Source organism: Pseudomonas nitroreducens NBRC 12694, assembly GCF_002091755.1.
Lineage (GTDB): Bacteria > Pseudomonadota > Gammaproteobacteria > Pseudomonadales > Pseudomonadaceae > Pseudomonas > Pseudomonas nitroreducens.
On record NZ_BDAI01000017.1, the window covers coordinates 24,285 to 46,140 of the forward strand.

Genomic DNA, 21,856 nt, shown 5'->3' on the forward strand with positions numbered 1-21,856 from the left:
AAAGGTCCTTCGACGAGCAGCAGCGCACAACGCGCGGCACCCTGCTGAAAGACAATAGGCAACTTGCCAGCCGCCGTCGGCGGTGCAAGGCTTGGCACGACCATCCGGAGATTCTTCATGCGCCTGATCCTTACCGCCCTGCTGCTCGCCGCCGCATTGCCAGCCAGCGCGCAGATCTACAAGTACACCGACGCCAACGGCAAGACGGTGTTCACCAACCAGCCGCCGACCAACGTCGACGCCAAGCCCGTGGAATTGCCACCGACCAACACCGTCGGCCCGCAGGCTCCCATCGTCCCCGCCGTCAGCGGCAGCCAGAACCAGCCTGCCGGTGCCTATGCCATTCTCGCCCTGAGCAACCTGCCGAACGACGAAGCGCTGCGCCAGAACAACGGTACTTTCACGGTGAACGTCGTGGTGCAGCCGCCCCTGGCGCCGGATCATCAATTGCAGCTGTTGCTCGACGGCCAGCCCTACGGCGTCCCGACCAGCAGCACCAGCATCGGCCTGCAGAACATCGACCGTGGCGACCACACCCTGGCTGTCCAGGTGCTGCAGGGCAGCCGGGTGATCCAGGCCAGCAGTCCGGTGAGCTTCACCCTGCAACGCATCAGCACCAACAGCCCTGCGCGCAAGGCCAACTGACGATGCGTCATCTGCTGGTTTTCCTGCTCTCGGTACTGTTCTGCCTCTCGGCCAGCGCCGAGGTCTACACCTACATCGACAAGGACGGCAATCGCGTCTTCACCGACCAGCCACCGCGCGGCAACGCGCAGAAGCTGCAACTGGCGCCGACCAACTCCCAGCCCGGCTCGCCCAACGGCGTGCAGATGCCGCCGCCGCTCTACGCACCGGCCACTCCCGCGCTGCCGCCCGGCCCGCCGGCCTACCAGTTGCTGCGCATCATCGTGCCGGAGCCCGATGCCACCGTACGCGCCAATGACGGGGCCCTGATCGTTTCCGCCACCAGCGACCCAGCCCTGTTGCCCGGCCACCTCTACCGCCTGCTGCTGGACGGCAAGCCGGTCGGCGACCCTGGCCGCAGCCCGGTCTTCCCGCTGAACAACATCGATCGCGGCACTCACCAGCTGTCGGTGGAAATCATCGACACCCTCGGGCGCACCATCGAGCAGACGCCCAACCAGCCCTTCCATATGTTCCGCGTTTCCGTGGCCGACTCGCTCGACCTCGACCGCAGCCAACCGTTCAGCGCCGACCGTCGCTGACGGCGGCGTGCGACCAGCCACAAATGCACCATATCGGTGCATATGCCTGCACCACTTTCTATACTCTCCCCATTTCGGGTCACTCCCGCTGAGCGGATTGGCCGCCTGCGCACCGCAAATCAGCGCGATGCCGCGAAATACGCGTCTTTTCAGGGCCTGGTTTGCTTCTTGCATTTTCCCGCACAGTCTTGGGACATCTCCTACGCCATGCCTACAGAAACCCAGCTCCGCCTGTTGCTCGACAACCTCACCACGGCGGTGATCCTGCTCAACGCCGAGCTGCGCCTGGAGTACATGAACCCGGCAGCGGAAATGCTGCTGGCAGTCAGTGGCCAGCGCAGCCATGGGCAATTCATCAGCGAGCTGTTCACCGAATCGCCCGAGGCACTGCAGTCGCTGCGCCAGGCCGTGGAAGAGGCGCACCCCTTCACCAAGCGCGAAGCGACCCTGACCTCGCTGACCGGCCAGACCATCACCGTCGACTACGCGGTGACGCCGATTCTCGACCGTCGCGACACCCTGCTGCTACTCGAAGTCCACCCTCGCGACCGGCTGCTGCGGATCACCAAGGAAGAGGCGCAACTGTCCAAGCAGGAGACCACCAAGCTCCTGGTGCGCGGCCTGGCCCATGAGATCAAGAACCCGCTGGGTGGGATTCGTGGCGCGGCGCAGCTGCTTTCCCGCGAGCTGCCGGACGAGTCGCTCAAGGACTACACCAACGTCATCATCGAGGAAGCCGACCGGCTGAGGAACCTGGTGGACCGCATGCTCGGCTCCAACAAGCTCCCGCAGCTCTCGGTGACCAACGTCCACGAAGTGCTGGAGCGCGTCTGCAGCCTCGTCGAAGCCGAAACCCAGGGCACCATTCCGCTGGTACGCGACTACGACCCGAGCATCCCGGATCTGCTGATCGACCGCGAGCAGATGATCCAGGCGGTGCTCAACATCGTGCGCAACGCCATGCAGGCGATCGCCGCGCAGAACGAACTCAAGCTGGGGCGCATCACCCTGCGCACCCGCACCCTGCGTCAGTTCACCATCGGCCACACGCGCCATCGCCTCGTGTGCAAGGTCGAGATCATCGACAACGGCCCCGGCATTCCGGCTGAACTGCAGGACACCATCTTCTATCCCATGGTCAGCGGCCGCGCCGACGGCACCGGCCTGGGCCTCGCCATCACCCAGAACATCATCAGCCAGCACCAGGGCTTGATCGAATGCGAGAGCCATCCCGGCCACACCGTGTTCAGTCTGTTCCTGCCCCTGGAACAAGGAGTCCATTGACCATGAGCCGATCAGAGACCGTCTGGATCGTCGACGACGACCGCTCCATCCGCTGGGTGCTGGAAAAAGCCCTGCAGCAGGAAGGCATGACCACCGTCAGCTTCGACAGCGCCGACAGCGTGATGAGCCGCCTGGGCCGGCAACAACCGGACGTGATCATCTCCGACATCCGCATGCCCGGTTCCAGCGGCCTGGATTTGCTGGCGCAGATCCGCGAGGTGCACCCGCGCCTGCCGGTGATCATCATGACTGCGCATTCGGACCTGGACAGCGCCGTGGCCTCCTACCAGGGCGGCGCCTTCGAATACCTGCCCAAGCCGTTCGACGTCGACGAGGCCGTCTCCCTGGTCAAGCGCGCCAACCAGCACGCCCAGGAGCAACAGGGCCTGGAAGCCCCGGCCAACCAGACACGCACCCCGGAGATCATCGGCGAGGCGCCGGCGATGCAGGAAGTATTCCGCGCCATCGGCCGCCTCTCCCACTCCAACATCACCGTGCTGATCAACGGCGAGTCGGGCACCGGCAAGGAGCTGGTCGCCCACGCCCTGCACCGCCACAGCCCGCGCGCGGCTTCGCCGTTCATCGCGCTGAACATGGCGGCGATCCCCAAGGATCTGATGGAGTCCGAACTGTTCGGCCACGAGAAAGGCGCCTTTACCGGCGCAGCCAACCAGCGGCGCGGCCGCTTCGAACAGGCTGACGGCGGCTCGCTGTTCCTCGACGAGATCGGCGACATGCCGGCCGACACCCAGACCCGCCTGTTGCGCGTACTGGCCGACGGCGAGTTCTACCGGGTGGGTGGCCACACCCCGGTGAAAGTGGACGTGAGAATCATCGCCGCCACTCACCAGAACCTGGAAAACCTGGTGCGCGAAGGCAAGTTCCGCGAGGACCTGTTCCACCGCCTGAACGTCATCCGGGTGCACATTCCGCGCCTGGCCGACCGCCGCGAGGACATCCCGGCACTGGCCCGACACTTCCTTTCCCGCGCGGCGCAGGAGCTGGCAGTCGAGCCGAAGCTGCTCAAGCCGGAAACCGAGGAATACCTGAAGAACCTCGGCTGGCCGGGCAACGTGCGCCAGTTGGAGAACACCTGCCGCTGGATCACCGTCATGGCTTCGGGCCGTGAGGTGCATATCGACGACCTGCCGCCGGAGCTGATGACCCAGCCGCAGGACAGCGTGCCGGCCGCCAACTGGGAGCAGGCGTTGCGCCATTGGGCCGACCAGGCACTGGGACGCGGGCAGTCGAACCTGCTGGACACCGCCGTGCCGGCGTTCGAGCGGATCATGATCGAGACCGCGCTCAAGCACACCGCCGGCCGCCGCCGCGACGCCGCCGTGCTGCTGGGCTGGGGCCGTAATACCCTGACTCGCAAGATCAAGGAACTGGGCATGAAGATCGACGGCCCGGACGAGGACGGCGACGACTGAAGTCGTTCCACTGGAAAGGGGCCGAAGGCCCCTTTTTCTTGTGTTGCCGTGCCAAACCCCGCAGCGCGGTGCGGGGCTGACCGCTCGCGGACGAAGTCCGCTCCTTCACAGTTGGCGAGCGCGTCATTGGCTGTAAGCGGGGGCCACGGCCGCCATCAATGCCCATTAAACCAGGTCACATCCCGGTAGCATTTACCCCCAGAACCTGTGGATAACACTGTGCACGGAACGGGGAAGGAACGTGCTACAGCCCAGAGCATGCGCGGTCTGGGAGTTTGCTCGGTTTCTGTGCAGGAATTTGCGGGTTGCTCACATCGGCTGTGCGCCTGCCTGTGGATAAGCTTGGGGCAAGCCGCTGCGCTTCACGCCCGACGCGGGTTGGCGTGAGCCGTACAAAAAACGCTCAGTCCATGGCGAAGCCGTGTTGACGCCAGGCTTCATAGACGGTCACGGCGACGGTATTGGACAGGTTCAGGCTGCGGCAACCCGGACGCATCGGCAGGCGCACGCGCTGCTCCGGCGGCAGCGCGTCACGCACTTCCTCGGGCAGCCCACGGCTTTCCGGACCGAAGAGGAAAGCGTCGCCACGCTCGTAAGCCACTTCATGGAATGGCTGCGAACCCTTGGTGGTGAAGGCGAACAGGCGCGGGCGGCCGAGCTGTTCCAGGCATTGCTCGAGGCTCGCGTAGCGCCGCACGCTGGCGTACTCGTGGTAATCCAGCCCGGCGCGACGCAGGCGCTTGTCGTCCAGCTCGAAGCCCAGCGGCTCGATCAGGTGCAGGCTTGCGCCCGCGTTGGCGCACAGCCTGATAATGTTGCCGGTGTTGGGGGGAATTTCCGGTTGAAAAAGGATTACGTGGAACATGCAGCGCTCCGAGCCTGAGAACGGCGGGCATTCTACTCCCGCAAAGGAGCAAATGCGGCCCAGGCCCTGGCTGAAAGTGATGGTTTCGCTGTGTGTGCTGGGCCTGCTGCTGGGCCTGATGATAGGCCGCCTGGTCAATCCGCCGCACGAAGGGCCAACCCGGATCCTCGCCATAGAGCCTGCGACCGATGGCCTGGTACTCACCCTGGACGCGCAGCCGGCCGTTCGCGCCGGCCATCAGGACGGCGCACTGGTGCTGCAGATCGAAGCCGTTGCCACGGCACAGCAGGGGCAACTGCGGATCGGTGATGCGCCGGTGCGCTGGAGACTGGAGCCGCAAGGAGAAGGGCTTCTGCTGACGCTGCTGTCGACCCGGCGCCTGCAAGGTACCTGGGACAGCACCGAAGTCGAGGGCCGGTGGCGCCTGACCATCAGCGCGCGGCCCGAATAAAAGCGGGGTATTCCCGGCCTGCCTGGTCCGGGGCCCCGAAGTGGGAGGCGAAGCCTTCGAGCGAAGGTTCGCGGGCATAAAAGAGGGGTTTCCCCGGCCTGCCTGTACCAGGACCCCTAACGGGTGCGCAGGGCGCCGTGGCACGCCTGCGGGCATAAAAAGGGGGCTTTCCCGGCCTGCCTGTACCAGGACCCCCGAACCGGCTGCGACGGCCGCCGCTTCGGGCTGCACGCTCGCAAGATGTAAAAGAGGGGTTCCCCAGCCTGCCTGTACCGAGGCCCCTGAAATCGCTGTTGTCAGGGGTATTGCAGAGGGCGTGCCAAAATCGGCCCAGGGCCTTGCCGGCGAGCGGAGGCACGACACGAAAAGACCCTACAGGCCTTGCCGCATAAGGCTTTCAGCGATTTCTACCCGATAACCGAAACGCGCTGACGGCAGCATTCCCCAGGCATTTCCCGGCGAGTCGAGTGTCGCTGCACCTGCGCCCTGCTAGTGCGCATGCACCAAACTTGAACGCTCAGCCCGCATTTCCTTTCTACAGGAGCGAGCTTGCTCGCGAACGCCGGACTCCCTCAGCTACAGCCAGACTGTTCGCAAGCAAGCGCGCTCCCACGAAGAGCAGCAGCGCTTACCCACAGCAACTCTGAGCAACCGACGGAACAGCCTGTGGATAACCATGCACAGGCCATGCGGCTCGTAGCTCGCACAATGTTGTGCAAATTTTGACCACCCCGGATCGCAGGCAAAGAAAAAGGCGCCCGAAGGCGCCTTTCTCGTCGGGCGTCAGTGATTACTGAGCCGGGATCTCGCCGGAAGCCTGCATACGGGCAATTTCCTGCGCGTACAGCGCATCGAAGTTCACCGGGGACAGCATCAGCGCCGGGAAAGAACCGCGGACAACCAGGCTGTCCAGGGTTTCGCGAGCGTAGGGGAAGAGGATGTTCGGGCAGAAGGCACCCAGGGTGTGGCTCATGCTGGAAGCGTCCAGGCCCTTGATCAGGAAGATGCCGGCCTGCTGCACCTCAACGATGAAAGCGGTTTCCTCGTTGTTCTTCACGGTCACCGAAACGGTCAGGACCACTTCGTAGAAGTCGCCGTCCAGCTGCTTCTGACGGGTGTTCAGGTCCATCGAAATGGCCGGCTGCCACTCCTGGCGGAAGATTTCCGGAGCCTTGGGGGCCTCGAAGGAGAGGTCGCGTACGTAGATGCGCTGCAGCGAGAACTGCGGGTTGTTGTCTTGTTCGGCTGCGCCGTTGCTGGCTTGTTCAGTCATTTCGGGACCTTCTTGTGCATCGTTTCAGAATGAGGGATCACGCCGAGAGCAGCGTATCCAGCTTGCCCGCGCGTTCCAGCGCGTAAAGATCGTCGCAGCCGCCGATGTGGGTTCCGTCGATCCAGATCTGCGGCACCGAAGTGCGGCCCGCCTTGCTGGCCATCTCGGCGCGAACGCCAGGCTTGCCGTCCACGGAGATTTCCTCGTAGGCGACACCCTTCTTGTCCAGCAGGGCCTTGGCGCGGATGCAATAAGGGCACCACGCGCTGGTGTAGATCAAGGTCGACGGCATCTCACTTCACCAGGGGCAGGTTGTCGCCACGCCAGCTGCCGATACCGCCGGAGAGCTTGGCGGCGGTGTAGCCAGCCTTCTGCAGCACGCTGCACCAGGTGCCCGAGTGCTGCCCCATGCCATCGACCACGATGATGGTCTTGGCCTTGTGTTTGTCCAGCTCGCTCATGCGGGCGTTCAGCTTGTCCGCCGGGATATTCAGAGCACCGACGATGTGACCGGTGGTGAACTCCTTGGTGGGACGGATATCCAGCACCACGGCCTGCTCGGCGTTGACCATGGCAGTCAGCTCGCGGGTGGACAGCGCGCGGCCACCCTTGCGCATTTCGTGCAGGGCCAGCAGTACCAGCAGGATGACCAGGGCACCGACCAGCAGGTAGTGGTGGGTGGCGAATTCGATCAGACGAGGAAGAAACGAAGACATGCGCAGGACATCCAGACGTAAAAATGCCGGCCAGTATACACGCGCGTATCTGACGGCTGAACCCTAGGGATCATGGCGTCTGTCGGCACCAAAAGGTAAAATATGTGTCCTTTTCTGACCCCTATTCTCGGAAAGAGCCGTAACTATGACTGCAACGCCCAAACCGCTGGTCCTGATCATTCTGGACGGCTTCGGCCATAGCGAGAGCCCGGAATACAACGCCATCTATGCCGCGAAGAAGCCCAACTGGGACCGCCTACTGGCCAGCCAGCCCAACGGCCTGATCTCAGGCTCCGGCATGGACGTCGGCCTGCCCGACGGCCAGATGGGCAACTCCGAGGTCGGCCACATGAACCTGGGCGCAGGCCGTGTCGTCTACCAGGACTTCACCCGCGTCACCAAGGCCATCCGCGATGGCGAGTTCTTCCAGAACCCCGTGCTGACTGGCGCCGTGGACAAGGCAGCGAATGCCGGAAAGGCCGTGCACATCCTCGGCCTGCTTTCCGACGGTGGCGTACACAGCCACCAGGACCACCTGATCGCCATGGCCGAGCTGGCCGCCCAGCGTGGCGCCGAGAAAATCTACCTGCACGCCTTCCTCGACGGTCGCGACACGCCGCCCAGGAGCGCCGAGCCGTCGCTGAAGCTGCTCGACGACGCCTTCGCCCGCATCGGCAAGGGCCGTACCGCCAGCATCATCGGCCGCTACTTCGCCATGGACCGCGACAATCGCTGGGACCGCGTCGAAGCCGCCTACAACCTGATCACCGACGGCACTGCCGAATTCACCGCCGAGACCGCCGAGGGCGCGCTAAACGCCGCCTACGAGCGCGGTGAGAGCGACGAATTCGTCAAGGCCACCCGCATCGGCGCACAGGTGCGCGTGGAAGATGGCGATGCCGTGGTCTTCATGAACTTCCGCGCCGACCGTGCCCGCGAGCTGTCGCGCGCCTTCGTCGAGCCGGGCTTCAAGGAATTCCCGCGCCAGCGCGAGCTGCACCTGGCCGAATACGTGATGCTGACCCAGTACGCGGCGAGCATTCCGGCCCCCTGCGCGTTCAAGCCCGAATCCCTGGACAACGTCCTGGGCGAATACCTGGCCAAGAACGGCAAGACCCAGCTGCGCATCGCCGAGACCGAGAAGTACGCCCATGTGACCTTCTTCTTCTCCGGCGGCCGTGAAGAGCCGTTCGAAGGCGAAGAACGCATCCTCATCCCCTCGCCCAAGGTCGCCACCTATGACCTGCAGCCGGAAATGAGCGCGCCGGAGGTCACCGACAAGATCGTCGACGCCATCGAGAACCAGCGCTTCGACGTGATCATCGTCAACTACGCCAACGGCGACATGGTCGGCCACACCGGCGTGTTCGAAGCCGCGGTGAAAGCCGTCGAGTGCCTGGATACCTGCGTCGGTCGCATCGTCGAGGCGCTGGACAAGGTCGGCGGCGAAGCGCTGATCACCGCCGACCACGGCAACGTCGAGCAGATGGAAGACGCCATGACCGGCCAGGCGCACACCGCGCACACCTGCGAGCCGGTGCCCTTCGTCTATGTCGGCAAGCGCAAGCTGAGCATACGCGAGGGCGGCGTACTCGCCGATGTGGCCCCGACCCTGCTGAACCTGATGGGTCTGGAGCAGCCAAAAGAGATGACCGGGAAATCGATCGTCACCCTGCTTTAATAGCTATCGATCTGGCGGGAACGTGAGCCACCTCCCGTCGGTAAGAGCAAACGCCCCACGCCATGCGGCCTGGGGCGTTTTTTTTAATGCCCGCCACGGGCATACTAGGCCGTCCAGACTTCAGGTCCCCGCCGCCCAATGCCTCGCGCCCTCCTCCCGCTGCTGCTGATCTGCCTCCTGAGCCCGCTCCCGGCCGTTGCCGACGAACGCGCCGACGCCCAGCGTCAGCTGGAGCAGACGCAGAAAGACATCAACGAGCTGAAGAAAAACCTGAAGAACATCCAGGACGAAAAGTCCGGGGTGCAGAAGCAGCTCAAGTCCACCGAGACCCAGATGGGCGACCTGGAGAAGCAGATCAAGCAGATCCAGGACGAGATGAAGAAGAACGAGGAAGAGCTGCAGCGCCTCGATTCAGAGAAAAAAAAACTCCAGGGCGCGCGCCTTGAGCAGCAGCGTCTGATCGCCATCCAGGCCCGCGCCGCCTACCAGAGCGGCCGCCAGGAATACCTCAAGCTGCTGCTGAACCAGGAGCACCCGGAGAAGTTCAGCCGCACCCTCACCTACTACGACTACATCAACAAGGCGCGCCTGGAGCAGCTCTCGGCCTTCAACGAGACGTTGCGCCAGCTGAGCAACGTCGAGCAGGAAATCACCTCGCAGAAGGACGAGCAGGTCGCCCAGCAGAGCGCCCTGGAAGCCCGTCGCCAGGAACTGGCCGACGCCCGCAAGGCGCGCCAGGAGACCCTGGCCAAGCTCAACAGCGATCTCAAGGACGGCAGCAGCAAGCTCAAGGACCGCGAACAGAGCCAGGTGGACCTCAACAAGGTACTCAAGACCATCGAGGAAACCCTCGCCCGCCAGGCCCGCGAAGCCGAGGAAGCGCGACAGCGCGCCCTGGCCGCCGAGCGCGAGCGGGTCAAGCGCGAGCAGGAACTGGCGGCACGCGGCGAGAAGCCGGACACGCCCTCCAAGCGCCCCGATTACAGCGGCCCGCTGGTTTCCAGCGGCGCCGGTTTCGGCGGAGCCTTCGCCGCCACCAAGGGCCGGCTGCCCTGGCCGGTGGATGGCCGCGTCCTTGCGCGCTTCGGCAGCCCGCGTGGCGACGACCCCCGTGCCACCTGGGACGGCGTACTGATCGGCGCTTCTGCCGGCAGCACCGTGCGTGCCGTACATGGCGGCCGCGTGGTGTTCGCCGACTGGCTGCGCGGCTCCGGCCTACTGGTGATTCTCGACCACGGTGGTGGCTACCTGAGCCTTTATGGGCATAATCAAAGTCTTCTGAAGGACGCCGGCGATACCGTCAAAGCGGGCGATCCCATTGCAACCGTGGGAGCCAGCGGGGGTCAGAGTACCCCGGCGGTGTATTTTGCCATTCGCCATCAGGGCCGCCCGGCGGACCCTTCGACCTGGTGTCGCACGCAAGGATAAGCGGCGATCACGCATTAGGAGCCAAACATGTCGCAAGCTTTCCGTCTTACTACCCTGGCCCTGGCCTTGCTGCTCGGCGTCGGTGCGGCCCAGGCCGCCGACGCGCCGGCCGCATCTGCTGTGGCCAACGGCAAGGAGGCTCCGCTGCCGCTCGATGAGCTGCGCACCTTTGCCGAGGTCCTCGACCGGGTGAAGGCGGCCTATGTGGAACCGGTGGACGACAAGACGCTGCTGGAGAATGCCATCAAGGGCATGCTCAGCAACCTCGACCCGCACTCGGCGTACCTCGGCCCGGAAGAATTCGCCGAGCTGCAGGAAAGCACCAGCGGCGAATTCGGTGGCCTGGGCATCGAGGTCGGCAGCGAGGATGGCTTCGTCAAGGTGATCTCGCCGATCGACGACACCCCCGCCGCCAACGCCGGCATCCAGCCGGGCGACCTGATCGTCAAGATCGACGGCAAGCCGACCAAGGGCCAGTCGATGAACGAGGCGGTGGACAGCATGCGCGGCAAGGCTGGCTCGCCGATCACCCTGACCATCGTGCGCGGCGGCGGCAAGCCGTTCGACGTCACCCTCAAGCGCGCCATCATCAAGGTCAAGAGCGTGAAGAGCCAGATGCTCGAACCGGGCTATGGTTACCTGCGCATCACCCAGTTCCAGGTCAACACCGGCGAGGAGACCGTCAAGGCGCTGGCCAAGCTGCGCAACGACAACAAGGGTAAGCTCAAGGGCGTGATCCTGGACCTGCGCAACAACCCTGGCGGCGTGCTGCAGTCGGCGGTGGAAGTGGCGGACGCCTTCCTCACCAAGGGGCTGATCGTCTACACCAAGGGCCGCATCCCCAACTCCGAGCTGCGCTTCTCCGCCGATCCGGCCGACCCGAGCGACGGTGTGCCGTTGGTGGTACTGATCAACGGCGGCAGCGCCTCGGCGGCAGAAATCGTCGCCGGCGCTCTGCAGGACCAGAAGCGCGGCATCCTCATGGGCACCGACAGCTTCGGCAAGGGCTCGGTGCAGACCGTGCTGCCGCTGAACAACGACCGCGCCCTGAAGCTCACCACCGCGCTGTACTACACCCCCAACGGCCGCTCCATCCAGGCCCAGGGCATCACCCCGGACATTGAGGTGGAACGCGCCAAGGTGACCCGCGAGAAGAGCGAGTTCGACGGGTTCAAGGAAGCCGACCTGCAGGGCCACCTGGCCAACGGCAATGGTGGCCAGGATCGTCCGACCGCCTCCGGCAAGCCGCCGGAGGATCGCCCGCAGGATGGCGACTACCAGCTCAGCCAAGCCCTCAGCCTGCTGAAAGGACTCAGCGTCAGCCGCGGCAACAACTGACCGATGCGCCCGGCCCGGCTGCTACTGAGCCTGTGCCTGGGTGCGTTGCTGTGCCTGCCGGTGGCCGCCGCGCCCCGGCCGGATGGCAGCAAGCCGCTGGTCAGCATCGTCATCGACGACCTCGGGCAGAATCTGGCGCGCGACCGCCAGGTGCTCGACATATCTCCCGCCATCGCCCTGGCGATCATCCCCGACACGCCCCACGCCGCCGAGCTTGCGCGCGAGGCGCACCAGCGCGGGCGCACCGTGATGCTGCACATGCCGATGGACCCGGCCCGCGGTGACTTCGCCTGGAGCCCTGAGCTGACCCAGGACGAAAGAGCTCGGCGTCTGGACGCCGCGCTGGCAAAAGTCCCCTATGTGCAAGGCCTGAACAACCACGAAGGCAGCCGCATGACGGCCGACCGCCCGGCCATGGCCTGGCTGGCCGCGGAGCTGCAGCGCCGCCATCTGTTCCTCCTCGACAGCCGCACCAGCGCTGCCACCGTAGCCGCCGCCGAGGCGCAGAAGATCGGCCTCGCCAGCCTCTCGCGGGACGTATTCCTCGATGACGACCCGAGCGAAGCCGCAGTGATGGAGCAGATGCAGCGCGGCCTGCAACTGGCGCGCAAGCAGGGCACGGTGGTGATGATCGGCCACCCGAAGCCGGCGACCCTGGCGGTGCTCAAGCGTGTTTTGCCGACGCTGAAGGCCCAGGGCTTCGAACTGGTGAAACCGCCGTTGATGATCGCCGAGCGCGGCAACCGCGCCATGGCGGGGCATGGGCGGGATGGGATTTACCGATAGATGTAGCCAGGATCGGCTTTCTGTAGGAGCGAGCTTGCTCGCGAACAGCGCCCGGCACAGAAATCCGCGGAAGCTGGGTTCGCGAGCAAGCTCGCTCCTACAACGATAAGCCGACCTTACAGGTAGTTATTGGTCGCCTGCTCGATGAAGCCATCGGCGCGCATCTCGTCCAGCGCCTTCTGCAGCTTGGCCACCACCTCGTCCGGCGTGTCCTTGTTGATCGCCAGGTACAACTGCGCCTCATTGAAACGCAGCACGGTCTGCAGGCCGGACACGCCCTCCTGCTTGGCCAGGTAGCGACCCACGGGATCGGTGGTAGCCCAGAGGTCGATTTCGCCGGTGGTCAGCTTCTTCACGTTTTCCTGATCGCGTAGCGCGTTGAGCACCGGGATGCCCTGGCTCTCCAGGTTCTGGCTGACGGCGTCGTTCTTGTAGGCACCGAGCTTGTACTTGGCGGCGTCCTTGAGGTCCTTCACCTTGATCGAACTGCCCGGCGGCGCCAGCAGCACCCAGTGGGTCTTGGCGATCGGCCCGACCCACTTGAACAGCGGCACGCGCTCGGGCGTATAGGTGGTGGAGAACAGCCCGTAGTCGGGCTTGTCGAGGGCCAGTTTGTACAGGCGGTCCCAGGGGAAACGCAGGCTCAGGCTGTACTGGATGCCGGCGCGCTTGAACATCTCGCGAACGATATCGGCGCTGATGCCGTCGATACCCTCATCACGGGCGAAGTTCTTGTCGTCCACCGCCATGTTGAACGGCGGGAAGTTCTCGGTGAGCAGCACCATCTTGTAATCGGCGGGCAACTCGGCGCGGGCCGTGGCGGCCCCCAGCAACAGACCCAGGGTCAGGGTCTTGATCAGGACTTTCAGCATGGTCATACCGCTCGCTTGGTTATCGTTATTGGGCTTGCGGCATCCCTGCAGAGGGGACGTAATACTTCGCTCGTCTGCCTTCCGTGGCAAAACCGGCGCCGAGGGATGTCGGCGCCAAACACGAAGGCCGGCGAGCAGCCGGCCTTCGGGTGTCACAGGTAACTGTTGAGTACGTCGTCGACGAAACCTTCGGCGCGCATCTTGTCCAGCGCCGCCTGCAGCTTCTGCACCACGGCATCCGGGGTCTCGCGGTTCAGCGCGAGGAACAGCTGGTCGCTATTGAAACGCAGCACGGTCTTCAGGCCGGTGACGCCAACCTGCTTGGCCAGGTAGCGACCCGCCGGGTCACCGCTGGCCCAAAGGTCGATCTGGCCGTCGCGCAGCTTGGCGGCGTTCTCCTGGTCACGCAGCGCCAGCACCGGCTCGAAGCCGTGCTCGCTCAGGTACTGGGCCATGGCGTCGCCCTTGTAGGCGCCGACGCGATATTTCTTCGCTTCGTCCAGATTGTTCAGGCTGATCGGGCTGTCGGCCTTGGCCAGCAGCACCCAGTCGTCCGGACCGATCGGGCCGACCCACCTGAACTGGCTTTCGCGCTCGGGCAGGCGGGCGGTGACGAACACGCCGTAGCCGGGCTTCTCCAGCGCCAGCTTGTAGATGCGGTCCCAGGGGAAGCGCAGGGTCAGGCTGTACTGCACGCCGGCGCGCTTGAACATCTCCTTGACGATATCCACGGCGATGCCGTCGATGCTGTCTTCCTGGGCGAAGTTCTTGCCGTTGATGGCCATGTTGTAAGGGGGGAAGTTCTCGGTGAGCAGCACCACGCTGTAATCCGAAGAATCCGTTTCGGCCCTTGCCGCACCGGCCAGAAGCAGGCCGCAGCCTAGCCATGCGAGCAGAATGCGCTTCAGCATCGAGATATTTCCTGCGTATGACATTTCTGAGAAGGCGCAGAGCTTACTCGGAGAATTGACGCCAATAAACCCTATGAATATGGCAATGGGACATGGATACGCCATTACCTTGACTGAAGCCTTCGGCTAGCAAGCTTCGTGCGCAGGAAGGGGATGCGGCCACCGGACGCAGGAGAGGAAGGCTCGCGATAGAGCCATCGGGCCGGGAGAACCCCGGCCCGGAAGGGATCAGCGCACGACGATGCCGCGGCTGGCCAGGTAAGCCTTGGCTTCCGGCACGCTGTACTCGCCGAAGTGGAAGATGCTCGCCGCCAGAACCGCGTCGGCCTTGCCTTCGATGATGCCGGCGGCCAGGTGCTCCAGGTTGCCGACACCGCCGGAAGCGATCACCGGAACGCCCACAGCCTCACTGATGGCGCGGGTCACGCCCAGGTCGTAGCCGCTTTTGACGCCGTCCTGATCCATGCTGGTCAGCAGGATTTCACCGGCGCCCAGGCCTTCCATCTTCTTCGCCCACTCCACGGCATCCAGCCCAGTAGGCTTGCGGCCGCCGTGGGTGAAGATTTCCCAGCGCGGGGTTTCGCCGGGGGCCGACACTTTCTTGGCGTCGATGGCGACCACGATGCACTGCGAGCCGAAGCGCGCGGCGGCTTCGCCGACAAATTCCGGGGTGAATACCGCGGCGGTGTTGATCGAGACCTTGTCCGCACCGGCATTGAGCAGGTTGCGGATGTCCTGCACTGTCCTGACGCCGCCGCCCACGGTCAGCGGGATGAACACCTGGCTGGCCATGCGCTCGACGGTATGCAGAGTAGTGTCGCGGCCATCGACGCTGGCGGTGATGTCGAGGAAGGTGATCTCGTCCGCGCCCTGCTCGTCGTAGCGACGGGCGATTTCCACCGGGTCGCCGGCATCGCGGATGTTCTCGAACTTGACGCCCTTCACCACGCGGCCGTTGTCCACGTCGAGGCAGGGAATGATGCGTTTAGCCAGTGCCATGTCAGGGTTCCCCGTGGTTCAGCTCAGCCCTTGAAGGCGTCGCACAGTGCCTGGGCCTCGGCGACGTCCAGGGTGCCTTCATAGATCGCGCGACCGGTGATGGCGCCGACGATGCCCGGTGTGCGGGCGTCCAGCAGCTTCTGGATGTCGCCCAGGTTGTGGATGCCGCCCGAAGCGATCACCGGAATGCGCGTGGCGTTGGCCAGGGCAGCAGTAGCTTCGACGTTGCAGCCCTGCATCATGCCGTCCTTCGCGATGTCGGTGTAGACGATCGCCGAGACGCCATCGGCCTCGAAACGCTTGGCCAGGTCGATGACCTGTACCGAGCTCACTTCCGCCCAGCCATCGGTGGCGACGAAGCCGTCTTTCGCGTCGAGGCCAACGATGACCTTGCCCGGGAATGCCTTGCAGGCTTCGGCGACAAATTCCGGCTGCTTCACTGCCTTGGTGCCGATGATCACGTAGCTGACGCCGGCGCGGACGTAGTGCTCGATGGTTTCCAGCGAACGGATGCCGCCGCCGATCTGAATCGGCAGGTTCGGGTAGCGCTTGGCGATGGCGGTGACCACTTCACCGTTGACCGGCTTGCCTTCGAAGGCGCCGTTCAGGTCCACCAGGTGCAGACGACGGCATCCGCCCTCCACCCACTTGGCGGCCATGGATACCGGGTCATCGGAGAAGACGGTGGCGTCTTCCATCAGGCCCTGGCGCAGGCGCACGCAGGCGCCGTCTTTCAGATCGATTGCGGGGATGATCAGCATGGGTTGAACCTGCTCGAATCCAAAGATGAATGGGGTCGGGTCAGCTCTTCTCGAGCGCCCACAAGTCGCTTTCGATGCTCTCGAACCGGTCTTTCAGGTGAGATTGCACGTCGAAGATCGCCTTGTTGTAGAACAGCGGGCCGAACTCGCGCATGAAGAAATCCAGCGCCTCCTCGGCCTCGAAGGAGCCGACATCCAGCTCGAAACGGTCTTCGAGGAAACGCTGGATGGCCCGCGCCGCACTCTGGCGCTGGGCGCCATCGAGTTCGAGGATCGCGGGCTTGTCCTTCTGGCGGGCCATGGCTTACCAGCGGCCATCCCAGGCGGCGAAGTTCTGCAACAACTGCAGGCCATGGGTATGGCTCTTCTCCGGGTGGAACTGCACGGCGAAGCGCGAGCCATCGGCCAGCGCAGCGGCGAAATCACGCCCGTAATGGCCGCGGCCGACCACCTGGCGCGGGTTGCCCGCCTCGATGTAGTAGCTGTGCACGAAGTAGAAGCGCGCGTTGTTCGGGATGTCGTGCCACAGCGGGTGGTCGACGCCCTGCGCCACTTCGTTCCAGCCCATGTGCGGCACCTTCAGGTGCTCGCCGTCCTCGTGCAGGTCCTTGCCGAAGAAGCGCACCTGGCCGGGGAACAGACCGATGCAGTCGACACCGTCATTCTCTTCACTACGCTCCATCAGCGCCTGCATGCCGACGCAGATGCCGAGGAACGGACGGTCCTGGCTGACTTCACGCACCAGGCTGTCGAAGCCCAGGCGCTTGATCTCGGCCATGCAGTCGCGGATCGCGCCGACGCCGGGGAACACCACGCGGTCCGCCTCGCGGATCACATTGGCGTCGCTGGTCACCAGTACGCGCCCGGCGCCCACGCGCTCCAGCGCCTTGGACACCGAGTGCAGGTTGCCCATGCCGTAGTCGATGACGGCGACAGTCTGCATTACAGGCACCCTTTGGTGGACGGCATCTGGCCGGCCATGCGCTCGTCCAGTTCGATGGCCATGCGCAGCGCGCGGCCGAAGGCCTTGAACACGGTTTCGATCTGGTGGTGGGTGTTGTGCCCACGCAGGTTGTCGATGTGCAGGGTGACGTTGGCGTGGTTGACGAAGCCCTGGAAGAACTCCATGAACAGGTCCACGTCGAAGCCGCCGACGCTAGCGCGGGTGAACGGCACGTGCATCTGCAGGCCGGGGCGGCCGGAGAAGTCGATGACCACACGCGACAGCGCCTCGTCCAGCGGCACGTAGGCATGGCCGTAGCGGCGGATGCCCTTCTTGTCGCCGATAGCCTTGGCGAAGGCCTGGCCGAGGGTGATGCCGATGTCTTCGACGGTATGGTGGTCGTCGATATGCAGGTCGCCCTTGCACTCGATGTCCAGGTCGATCAGGCCGTGGCGGGCGATCTGGTCCATCATGTGCTCGAGGAAGGGAACCCCGGTATCGAAGCGGGCCTTGCCCGTTCCATCCAGGTCGATGGAAACCTTGATCTGGGTTTCCAGGGTGTCGCGCGCGACGGATGCCTTGCGTTCGGCCATCACCAGCTCCACAGCTAACACTGCACGTAATTATAAGAAGGGCCGGCATTATAGGCGCGCAGGGCGCTGCGCCGCTACGGGCGGTGGTCGGCGCTGGCCGATGGTCCTACACTGCGCGGCCCGAATACGAGGATCGAACATGCCCATCGTCGTCCAGCACCTGACCCAGCCCAGCGACCAGGACCGCCAGGACCTGCTGAAGATCTACGCCGACGCGCCCGACTGGCTGCTGGCGCCCTTCCCAGACGCCGGCGAGCTGGTCGAGCGTGGACTTGCCGACGGCCTGCTGTTCACCGGGCGCTTCAATGATCGCCTGCTGGGCGCCGCCTGGATCGAGCGCGATGGCGATACCTGGCGGCTTTCCCGCCTCTGCGTGCGCCAGGTCACCCGCGGACGCGGCGTGGCCCGCCGCCTTCTCGAAGAGGCGCAGCGCCTGGCTGTGCTGCAAGGGGCCGCGCTGCGGCTGACAGCACCTGACGGCAAACACGAAGCGGCTGTTTTTGCCGAGCATCTCGGCCTGACACTGGAAACGACCTGATCGCGTTCATGACGGGAACCGAGCGCCGCGTCCCCGTTCCAACTCCGCAATAACGCCACCCTGCCCTGCGGGCTGGGGTGCCGGCGCGTCATTGGTATACTCCTTCGCCATTCCATTCGCCGCCTGAACAAGGACCCGTCCATGAAAGCGTTCGGCAAACTCATCGGCATCATTGCCCTGGTCCTGCTGCTGCTCATCGTCGCCGCCGGCTTCGTGCTGACCCACTTCTTCGACCCGAACGACTACAAGGACGAGATCCGCCAGCTCGCCCGGGACAAGGCCAACCTCGAACTGAACCTCAAGGGCGATATCGGCTGGAGCCTGTTCCCCTGGCTCGGGCTGGAACTGCATGACACCAGCGTGGCGAGCCTGCAGACCCCGGACAAGCCGTTCGCCGACGCCCAGTTGCTGGCCATGTCCGTGCGCGTGCTGCCGCTGCTGCGCAAGGAAGTGCAGATGAGCGATATCCGCGTCGAAGGCCTGACCCTTTCCCTGAACAGGGACAAGGCCGGCGTCGGTAACTGGGAAAGCATCGGCAAGCCCGCCCAGCCCGCCGCCGGCACGCCGCCTGCCGCACAACCAGCGCCCGTACCGACCGAGCAGGCCAAGGCCGACGCCCAGCAATCCCACCAGGCGATGAAGCTGGACATCGACAGCCTCAACGTGAAGAACGCGCGTATCGACTACGCCGACGCCCAGAGCGGCAAGACCTACAGCGTCGAGGGCCTCGAGCTGACCACCGGGGCCATCCGCGAAGGCAGCAACATCCCGCTCAAGCTCAGCGCCTACCTGGGCACCAACCAGCCGGTGATCCGCGCCCGCACCGAACTGACCGGCAACCTGCGCTTCGACCGCGCGCTCAAGCGCTACCAGCTCGAAGACGCCAAGCTCTCCGGCGAAGTTTCCGGCGACCAGTTCCAGGGCAAGACCGCCAACTACAGCGCCCAGGGCCAGCTGGTACTCGACCAGGCAGCCCAGGTTGCCGAGTGGAATGGCCTGAAGGTCACCGTCAACCAGCTGCGCGCCCTCGGCGAGATCAAGGCCCGCGAGCTGGACAAGGAACCCAAGTTCGATGGCGGCCTGTCGCTGGCGCCGTTCAATCTGCGCGAATTCCTCGAAAGCATCGGCCAGACCCTGCCGGAAATGGCCGACGCCACCACCCTCACCAAGCTCGAAATGGCCACCCGCGTCAGCGCCACCCGCAACAGCCTGACCTTGAACGACCTCAAGCTGAAGCTGGACGACAGCAGCTTCAGCGGCAACCTCGGCATCGCCGACTTCGGCAAGCAGGCCATCCGCGCCCAGTTGTCAGGCGACAAGCTGAACCTCGACCGCTACCTGCCGGCCAAGGTCAAGCAGGCCCAGGACGCCACCAACAGCGCACGCAAGGCTGAAGTTGCCAGTACCGAGCAGAGCGCTATCAAAGGCGACACTCCGCTGCCCAACCAGCCGACCCAGCAGGCCTGGAGCGACACGCCGCTGCTGCCTATCGCCCGCCTGCGTGCACTGGACCTGGACGCCAGCCTGACCCTCGGCCAGCTGATCCTGGACAAGCTGCCCATCGACAACGCCGTGCTCAAGTTGCGCGGCCAGGGTGGCCTGCTCAACCTCGACGACATGCGCGGCGAGCTCTACGACGGCAGGTTCAACGCCAGCGCCAGCCTCGACGTGCGCCAGGACGTACCGACGCTGAAGGCCAAGAAACACATCGCCGACATACCGGTGGAGCGCCTGCTCGAATCCCAGGGCCAGAAGCCGCCGGTGAAGGGCCTGCTCGATCTGGATGCCGACATCACCACCCAGGGCAACAGTCAAAAGGCCTGGATCGACAACCTCAACGGCACCGCGCGCTTCGTCATGACCCAGGGCGTGCTGCTCAACGCCAACCTCGAACAACAACTGTGCCAGGGCATCGCCACGCTCAACCGCAAGTCGCTGACCGCCGAGCACGGCGGCAAGGACACCCCGTTCCGCGAACTGCAGGGCAACCTCACCTTCCGCAACGGCGTGGCCAGCAACCCGGACCTCAAGGCCAGCATTCCCGGCCTGACCGTCAAGGCTGACGGCGACCTCGACCTGCGTGTACTGGGCATGGACTACCGCGTCGGCGTGACCATCGAAGGCGACAAGAGCGACATGCCCGATCCGGCCTGCGAAGTGAACAAGCGCTATGTCGGCATCGAGTGGCCGCTGCGCTGCCGCGGCCCGCTGGAGCTGGGCGCCAAGGCCTGTCGCCTGGACAAGGACGGCATCGGCAAGATCGCCGCACGGTTGGCCGGGGACCGGCTGAACCAGAAACTCGAAGAGAAGCTCGGCGACAAGGTCAGTCCCGAACTCAAAGACGCACTCAAAGGGCTGTTCAAGAAGTGACCCCGCAAAGCTTCAACTCGGCCGTGCTCGACTGGTTCGACACGCACGGCCGCCATGACCTGCCCTGGCAGCAGAACATCACGCCCTATCGGGTGTGGGTCTCGGAAATCATGCTGCAGCAGACCCAGGTCAGCACCGTGATGGGCTACTACGACCGCTTCATGACGGCGCTGCCCACCGTGGCCGATCTCGCGAATGCGCCGGAAGACGAAGTACTGCACCTGTGGACGGGCCTGGGCTACTACACCCGCGCCCGTAATCTGCACAAGACCGCCAAGCGGGTCATGGAGCAGCACGGCGGCGAATTCCCCCGTGACGTCGAGCAGCTCGCCGAGCTGCCTGGCATCGGCCGCTCCACCGCCGGCGCCATCGCCAGCATCTCCATGGGCCTGCGCGCGCCGATCCTCGACGGCAACGTCAAGCGCGTGCTGGCGCGCTACCTGGCCTGCGACGGCTATCCGGGCGAGCCGAAAGTGGCCAAGCAACTGTGGGACGCCGCCGAACGCTTCACGCCACAGGAGCGGGTCAACCACTACACCCAGGCGATGATGGACCTGGGCGCCACGCTCTGCACCCGCAGCAAGCCGAGCTGCCTGCTCTGCCCGCTGCGTGAGGGCTGCCGCGCGCACTTCCTCGGCCGCGAGACCGATTTCCCGGTGTCCAAGCCGCGCAAGGCGCTGCCGCAGAAGCGCACGCTGATGCCGATCCTCGCCAACCGCGAGGGCGACATCCTGCTCTATCGCCGTCCGTCGACCGGCCTCTGGGGCGGCCTGTGGAGCTTCCCCGAGTTGGACGACCTGGCCGCCCTCGACCCGCTGGCCCAGCGCCACGCCCTTCGCCTGGGCGAGCGCCGCGAACTGCCCGGCCTGACCCATACCTTCAGCCACTTCCAGCTGGCCATCGAGCCCTGGCTGGTGCGCGTCGAAGACGCAACCCCCGCCGTGGCCGAGGCCGACTGGCTCTGGTATAACCTCGCCACCCCGCCCCGGCTCGGCCTTGCCGCCCCGGTGAAGAAGCTGCTCAAACGAGCCGCCGACGTGTTGAACGCAGGAGAAATGTCATGACCCGACTGGTGATGTGCCGCAAATACAAAGAAGAGCTGCCCGGCCTCGATCGCGCGCCCTATCCCGGGGCCAAGGGCCAGGACATCTATGAGCACGTTTCGAAGAAAGCCTGGGAAGAATGGCAGAAGCACCAGACCATGCTGATCAACGAGCGTCGCCTGAACATGATGAACGCCGAGGATCGCAAGTTCCTCAGCACCGAAATGGACAAGTTCCTCAGCGGCGAGGAATACGCGCAGGCCGAAGGCTACGTCCCGCCCAGCGCGTAAGCTCCGGTATTATTTGAAAAATTTTTTCGCGGCACGCTTGACACCCTTTCCGAAA

The 21,856-nt window shown here is 64.8% G+C and carries 24 protein-coding genes; 13 read left to right on the forward strand and 11 right to left on the reverse strand.

Translation table 11 applies throughout. The annotated features are described in order from the left end of the window. Window positions 1-117 precede the first annotated feature (117 nt). The 4 genes from PNI01S_RS25995 (at window position 118) to ntrC (ending at window position 3,943) form a co-directional block, all read left to right on the forward strand. Window positions 118-645, forward strand: a complete 528-nt coding sequence (locus PNI01S_RS25995; protein WP_024766657.1) for a DUF4124 domain-containing protein — start codon at window positions 118-120, stop codon at window positions 643-645. Between the two features lie 2 nt (window positions 646-647). Further along, the gene (locus PNI01S_RS26000) at window positions 648-1,226 is read left to right on the forward strand and encodes a DUF4124 domain-containing protein (RefSeq protein WP_037007625.1); all 579 of its coding nucleotides are present in this window, start codon (window positions 648-650) and stop codon (window positions 1,224-1,226) included. A gap of 207 nt (window positions 1,227-1,433) precedes the next feature. Beyond that, complete coding sequence (gene glnL / locus PNI01S_RS26005) at window positions 1,434-2,510, forward strand: nitrogen regulation protein NR(II) (RefSeq protein WP_024766655.1); 1,077 nt, start codon at window positions 1,434-1,436, stop codon at window positions 2,508-2,510. Window positions 2,511-2,512: 2 nt separating this feature from the next. Continuing rightward, the gene (gene ntrC, locus PNI01S_RS26010; protein WP_024766654.1) at window positions 2,513-3,943 is read left to right on the forward strand and encodes a two-component system response regulator NtrC; all 1,431 of its coding nucleotides are present in this window, start codon (window positions 2,513-2,515) and stop codon (window positions 3,941-3,943) included. Between the two features lie 403 nt (window positions 3,944-4,346). On the opposite strand, the gene trmL is transcribed toward ntrC, so the two are convergent. Next, window positions 4,347-4,808, reverse strand: a complete 462-nt coding sequence (gene trmL / locus PNI01S_RS26015) for a tRNA (uridine(34)/cytosine(34)/5-carboxymethylaminomethyluridine(34)-2'-O)-methyltransferase TrmL (RefSeq protein WP_065086484.1) — start codon at window positions 4,806-4,808, stop codon at window positions 4,347-4,349. Here trmL and PNI01S_RS26020 point away from each other — a divergent pair. Next, the gene (locus PNI01S_RS26020; RefSeq protein ID WP_024766652.1) at window positions 4,807-5,259 is read left to right on the forward strand and encodes a hypothetical protein; all 453 of its coding nucleotides are present in this window, start codon (window positions 4,807-4,809) and stop codon (window positions 5,257-5,259) included. The genes trmL and PNI01S_RS26020 overlap by 2 nt on opposite strands. Before the next feature lie 790 nt (window positions 5,260-6,049). Here the strand turns inward: PNI01S_RS26020 and secB are convergent. The 3 genes from secB to PNI01S_RS26035 are packed head-to-tail and all read right to left on the reverse strand — an operon-like array spanning window position 6,050 to window position 7,248. Then, window positions 6,050-6,532, reverse strand: a complete 483-nt coding sequence (secB, locus tag PNI01S_RS26025; RefSeq protein ID WP_024762250.1) for a protein-export chaperone SecB — start codon at window positions 6,530-6,532, stop codon at window positions 6,050-6,052. A 37-nt stretch (window positions 6,533-6,569) separates the two neighbouring features. Continuing rightward, entirely contained in the window at window positions 6,570-6,824 is a 255-nt protein-coding gene (grxC, locus tag PNI01S_RS26030; protein WP_024762249.1) for a glutaredoxin 3, read from the reverse strand. Between the two features lies 1 nt (window position 6,825). Further along, on the reverse strand, window positions 6,826-7,248 hold the full coding sequence (locus tag PNI01S_RS26035) for a rhodanese-like domain-containing protein (protein WP_024762248.1): 423 nt from the start codon (window positions 7,246-7,248) through the stop codon (window positions 6,826-6,828). A gap of 145 nt (window positions 7,249-7,393) precedes the next feature. Between PNI01S_RS26035 and gpmI the strand changes: the two genes are divergently transcribed. From gpmI to PNI01S_RS26055, 4 genes are all read left to right on the forward strand, one after another. Next, complete coding sequence (gene gpmI, locus PNI01S_RS26040) at window positions 7,394-8,929, forward strand: 2,3-bisphosphoglycerate-independent phosphoglycerate mutase (protein WP_084359704.1); 1,536 nt, start codon at window positions 7,394-7,396, stop codon at window positions 8,927-8,929. A 138-nt stretch (window positions 8,930-9,067) separates the two neighbouring features. Next, on the forward strand, window positions 9,068-10,357 hold the full coding sequence (locus PNI01S_RS26045) for a murein hydrolase activator EnvC family protein (RefSeq protein ID WP_084359705.1): 1,290 nt from the start codon (window positions 9,068-9,070) through the stop codon (window positions 10,355-10,357). A gap of 27 nt (window positions 10,358-10,384) precedes the next feature. Next, window positions 10,385-11,695 (forward strand): S41 family peptidase, encoded by a 1,311-nt coding sequence (locus tag PNI01S_RS26050; protein WP_084359706.1) that lies wholly within the window; start codon window positions 10,385-10,387, stop codon window positions 11,693-11,695. A gap of 3 nt (window positions 11,696-11,698) precedes the next feature. Next, the gene (locus PNI01S_RS26055; protein ID WP_089285855.1) at window positions 11,699-12,481 is read left to right on the forward strand and encodes a divergent polysaccharide deacetylase family protein; all 783 of its coding nucleotides are present in this window, start codon (window positions 11,699-11,701) and stop codon (window positions 12,479-12,481) included. A gap of 116 nt (window positions 12,482-12,597) precedes the next feature. Here PNI01S_RS26055 and PNI01S_RS26060 read toward each other — a convergent pair whose 3' ends face one another. The 7 genes from PNI01S_RS26060 to hisB all read right to left on the reverse strand — a co-directional run bounded on the left by PNI01S_RS26060 (window position 12,598) and on the right by hisB (window position 17,560). Beyond that, a complete protein-coding gene (locus tag PNI01S_RS26060) occupies window positions 12,598-13,353 on the reverse strand; it encodes a substrate-binding periplasmic protein (RefSeq protein WP_037012335.1) in 756 nt (251 codons plus the stop codon). Window positions 13,354-13,505: 152 nt separating this feature from the next. Further along, on the reverse strand, window positions 13,506-14,261 hold the full coding sequence (locus tag PNI01S_RS26065) for a substrate-binding periplasmic protein (protein ID WP_089285863.1): 756 nt from the start codon (window positions 14,259-14,261) through the stop codon (window positions 13,506-13,508). Window positions 14,262-14,492: 231 nt separating this feature from the next. Next, window positions 14,493-15,263: an imidazole glycerol phosphate synthase subunit HisF gene (gene hisF, locus PNI01S_RS26070; protein WP_024762245.1), complete on the reverse strand. Its 771-nt coding sequence runs from the start codon at window positions 15,261-15,263 to the stop codon at window positions 14,493-14,495. A gap of 23 nt (window positions 15,264-15,286) precedes the next feature. Next, complete coding sequence (hisA, locus tag PNI01S_RS26075; RefSeq protein ID WP_024762243.1) at window positions 15,287-16,024, reverse strand: 1-(5-phosphoribosyl)-5-[(5-phosphoribosylamino)methylideneamino]imidazole-4-carboxamide isomerase; 738 nt, start codon at window positions 16,022-16,024, stop codon at window positions 15,287-15,289. Between the two features lie 40 nt (window positions 16,025-16,064). Beyond that, window positions 16,065-16,325, reverse strand: a complete 261-nt coding sequence (locus PNI01S_RS26080) for a DUF2164 domain-containing protein (RefSeq protein ID WP_015479328.1) — start codon at window positions 16,323-16,325, stop codon at window positions 16,065-16,067. A 3-nt stretch (window positions 16,326-16,328) separates the two neighbouring features. After that, window positions 16,329-16,967 carry an imidazole glycerol phosphate synthase subunit HisH gene (gene hisH, locus PNI01S_RS26085; protein WP_024762242.1) on the reverse strand — a complete coding sequence of 213 codons (639 nt, stop codon included), beginning with the start codon at window positions 16,965-16,967 and terminating at the stop codon, window positions 16,329-16,331. After that, window positions 16,967-17,560, reverse strand: a complete 594-nt coding sequence (gene hisB, locus PNI01S_RS26090; protein WP_015479330.1) for an imidazoleglycerol-phosphate dehydratase HisB — start codon at window positions 17,558-17,560, stop codon at window positions 16,967-16,969. Before hisB ends, hisH begins: the two co-directional genes overlap by 1 nt. A 139-nt stretch (window positions 17,561-17,699) precedes the next feature. On the opposite strand from hisB, the gene PNI01S_RS26095 reads away from it, so the two are divergent. The 4 genes from PNI01S_RS26095 (at window position 17,700) to PNI01S_RS26110 (ending at window position 21,801) form a co-directional block, all read left to right on the forward strand. Beyond that, entirely contained in the window at window positions 17,700-18,098 is a 399-nt protein-coding gene (locus tag PNI01S_RS26095) for an acetyl-CoA sensor PanZ family protein (protein WP_084359708.1), read from the forward strand. A gap of 141 nt (window positions 18,099-18,239) precedes the next feature. Further along, complete coding sequence (locus PNI01S_RS26100; protein ID WP_084359709.1) at window positions 18,240-20,468, forward strand: AsmA family protein; 2,229 nt, start codon at window positions 18,240-18,242, stop codon at window positions 20,466-20,468. After that, window positions 20,465-21,532, forward strand: coding sequence for an A/G-specific adenine glycosylase (mutY, locus tag PNI01S_RS26105; protein WP_037012295.1), 1,068 nt, complete (start codon window positions 20,465-20,467; stop codon window positions 21,530-21,532). The genes PNI01S_RS26100 and mutY overlap by 4 nt, the downstream gene beginning before the upstream one ends. Beyond that, entirely contained in the window at window positions 21,529-21,801 is a 273-nt protein-coding gene (locus PNI01S_RS26110) for an oxidative damage protection protein (RefSeq protein ID WP_037012291.1), read from the forward strand. The genes mutY and PNI01S_RS26110 overlap by 4 nt, the downstream gene beginning before the upstream one ends. Window positions 21,802-21,856: the final 55 nt, after the last annotated feature.

What these genes read in the sequence shown, in the direction of transcription:
- gpmI (WP_084359704.1), top strand. Translation starts at nt 7,394, where the DNA reads ATGACTGCAACGCCCAAACCGCTGGTCCTGATCATTCTGGACGGCTTC.
- PNI01S_RS26095 (WP_084359708.1), top strand. Translation starts at nt 17,700, where the DNA reads ATGCCCATCGTCGTCCAGCACCTGACCCAGCCCAGCGACCAGGACCGC.
- PNI01S_RS26020 (WP_024766652.1), top strand. Translation starts at nt 4,807, where the DNA reads ATGCAGCGCTCCGAGCCTGAGAACGGCGGGCATTCTACTCCCGCAAAG.
- secB (WP_024762250.1), bottom strand. Translation starts at nt 6,532, where the DNA reads ATGACTGAACAAGCCAGCAACGGCGCAGCCGAACAAGACAACAACCCG.
- trmL (WP_065086484.1), bottom strand. Translation starts at nt 4,808, where the DNA reads ATGTTCCACGTAATCCTTTTTCAACCGGAAATTCCCCCCAACACCGGC.
- PNI01S_RS26035 (WP_024762248.1), bottom strand. Translation starts at nt 7,248, where the DNA reads ATGTCTTCGTTTCTTCCTCGTCTGATCGAATTCGCCACCCACCACTAC.
- hisA (WP_024762243.1), bottom strand. Translation starts at nt 16,024, where the DNA reads ATGCTGATCATCCCCGCAATCGATCTGAAAGACGGCGCCTGCGTGCGC.
- PNI01S_RS26060 (WP_037012335.1), bottom strand. Translation starts at nt 13,353, where the DNA reads ATGCTGAAAGTCCTGATCAAGACCCTGACCCTGGGTCTGTTGCTGGGG.
- hisH (WP_024762242.1), bottom strand. Translation starts at nt 16,967, where the DNA reads ATGCAGACTGTCGCCGTCATCGACTACGGCATGGGCAACCTGCACTCG.
- PNI01S_RS26050 (WP_084359706.1), top strand. Translation starts at nt 10,385, where the DNA reads ATGTCGCAAGCTTTCCGTCTTACTACCCTGGCCCTGGCCTTGCTGCTC.
- PNI01S_RS26045 (WP_084359705.1), top strand. Translation starts at nt 9,068, where the DNA reads ATGCCTCGCGCCCTCCTCCCGCTGCTGCTGATCTGCCTCCTGAGCCCG.
- hisB (WP_015479330.1), bottom strand. Translation starts at nt 17,560, where the DNA reads ATGGCCGAACGCAAGGCATCCGTCGCGCGCGACACCCTGGAAACCCAG.
- PNI01S_RS26100 (WP_084359709.1), top strand. Translation starts at nt 18,240, where the DNA reads ATGAAAGCGTTCGGCAAACTCATCGGCATCATTGCCCTGGTCCTGCTG.
- ntrC (WP_024766654.1), top strand. Translation starts at nt 2,513, where the DNA reads ATGAGCCGATCAGAGACCGTCTGGATCGTCGACGACGACCGCTCCATC.
- grxC (WP_024762249.1), bottom strand. Translation starts at nt 6,824, where the DNA reads ATGCCGTCGACCTTGATCTACACCAGCGCGTGGTGCCCTTATTGCATC.
- PNI01S_RS26055 (WP_089285855.1), top strand. Translation starts at nt 11,699, where the DNA reads ATGCGCCCGGCCCGGCTGCTACTGAGCCTGTGCCTGGGTGCGTTGCTG.
- PNI01S_RS25995 (WP_024766657.1), top strand. Translation starts at nt 118, where the DNA reads ATGCGCCTGATCCTTACCGCCCTGCTGCTCGCCGCCGCATTGCCAGCC.
- PNI01S_RS26000 (WP_037007625.1), top strand. Translation starts at nt 648, where the DNA reads ATGCGTCATCTGCTGGTTTTCCTGCTCTCGGTACTGTTCTGCCTCTCG.
- hisF (WP_024762245.1), bottom strand. Translation starts at nt 15,263, where the DNA reads ATGGCACTGGCTAAACGCATCATTCCCTGCCTCGACGTGGACAACGGC.
- PNI01S_RS26080 (WP_015479328.1), bottom strand. Translation starts at nt 16,325, where the DNA reads ATGGCCCGCCAGAAGGACAAGCCCGCGATCCTCGAACTCGATGGCGCC.
- glnL (WP_024766655.1), top strand. Translation starts at nt 1,434, where the DNA reads ATGCCTACAGAAACCCAGCTCCGCCTGTTGCTCGACAACCTCACCACG.
- PNI01S_RS26110 (WP_037012291.1), top strand. Translation starts at nt 21,529, where the DNA reads ATGACCCGACTGGTGATGTGCCGCAAATACAAAGAAGAGCTGCCCGGC.